The 1,415-nt window shown below is 52.3% G+C and carries 1 protein-coding gene; it reads right to left on the reverse strand.

Annotated features, from left to right (window positions below; all coding sequences use genetic code 11):
• Window positions 1-1,415, reverse strand: a 1,415-nt coding sequence (locus QSV34_RS15145) for a cadherin-like domain-containing protein (protein WP_289156084.1), incomplete at both ends; no start/stop codon positions are given.

A 1,415-nucleotide genomic window follows, 5' to 3' on the forward strand; every position in this document is an offset into this window, starting at 1 on the left:
AGGTGTAACTACCATCAAGGTTAAATACAAGATTGCCGTTACCAGCACCAACACCGGACGCTAAACTGTATCCTGTGATTACACCATCCACATCCGTAGCTACTGGTACATTGTCATTTAAAACTGTATTCTCTGAAGTCGTAGATGTATCGTCTGAAACGATGGGAACTGCATTACTTCCTGTAATAGTGACGCTTTGAGTCGCACTTGTACCATCATCACTAGTAAAAACAATAGTGTCGATTAGTGTTTCACCCTCTAAAAGGGCTTCCACATTTTGATTATTATTATCCAGCGTGTACGTCCAGTTACCTGATCCGTCTACAGTCACGGTGCCGTAAGTGGCGGTGCTGCTCGCCAAGGTACCTTCGCCGTTATCGACATCCGCTACAGCCACAGTGCCGCTGGCAGTATTGTTGCCCGCGTCATCTTCTGTCACCGCTGTATCCGACGCGGTCACGGAGATTGTCGCCGCGTCATTAGTACCGGTGATAGTGATTTCCTGGGTCTGGGTCGTGCCGTCATCACTGGTAAATGTAATGGTATCGGTCAGGGTTTCACCCGCCGCCAGAGCCTGAACTGTAGCGTTGCCGTTATCCAACGCGTACGTCCAGTTACCTGATCCGTCCACGGTCACAGTGCCGTAAGTGGCGGTGCTGCTCGCTAAGGTACCTTCGCCATTATCGACGTCCGCCACAGCCACAGTACCGCTGGCGGTGTTGTCACCTGCATCGTCTTCGGTCACCGCCGCGTCCGACGCGTTCACGGTGATGGTGGCCACATCGTTTACCGCGGTAACAGCAACAGAAACCGTACCGGTGTCTGTTCCCCCTTGTCCATCAGCAACAATATAAGTAATTGTGTCAACACCATTAAAATCTGCGTCAGGGACGTAGTTTAAGGTTCCATCAGGATTTACTGTTACTGTGCCATTCAGCGCTGTTGGAATTCCTTGAATACTAAGCATGTCGTCATCAGCATCGCTGTCATTGCTCAGCACGTTGATGTTATTCAACGCTGTATCTTCTTCTGTAAGAGCGTTGTCAGCCTCTGCTTCCGGCGCACTATTAACTAAAACCAAGCTCAGATTGGCATCACTGCCCGTATTGTTGTCACTGTCCGTATAGCTATCACCAGAAACTACAATGGTAGCGCTGGTATTGCCGTTCGCCGTATCCGGGGTAAAGGTCGCGGTGTAGGTAACGCCGCCATCGCTGGTGCTGATCGCACCTAAGGTGCCGCCACTGACGCTGATGTCGCCATCCACAAAGCCACTGACGGCTTCGGTGAAGGTAAAGGTGATGGTGGCGGTCTCACCGGCGGTGAGGTCCGCATCACTGGTGGTGATGGTCAGTTCCGGGGCGTCGCCGGACAGTTCGATGTCGAGGCTGTCGCCGGTGCCCAGGTTGCCGTCC

It is taken from the genome of Porticoccus sp. W117, assembly GCF_030341905.1.
Classification (GTDB): domain Bacteria; phylum Pseudomonadota; class Gammaproteobacteria; order Pseudomonadales; family Porticoccaceae; genus SCSIO-12696.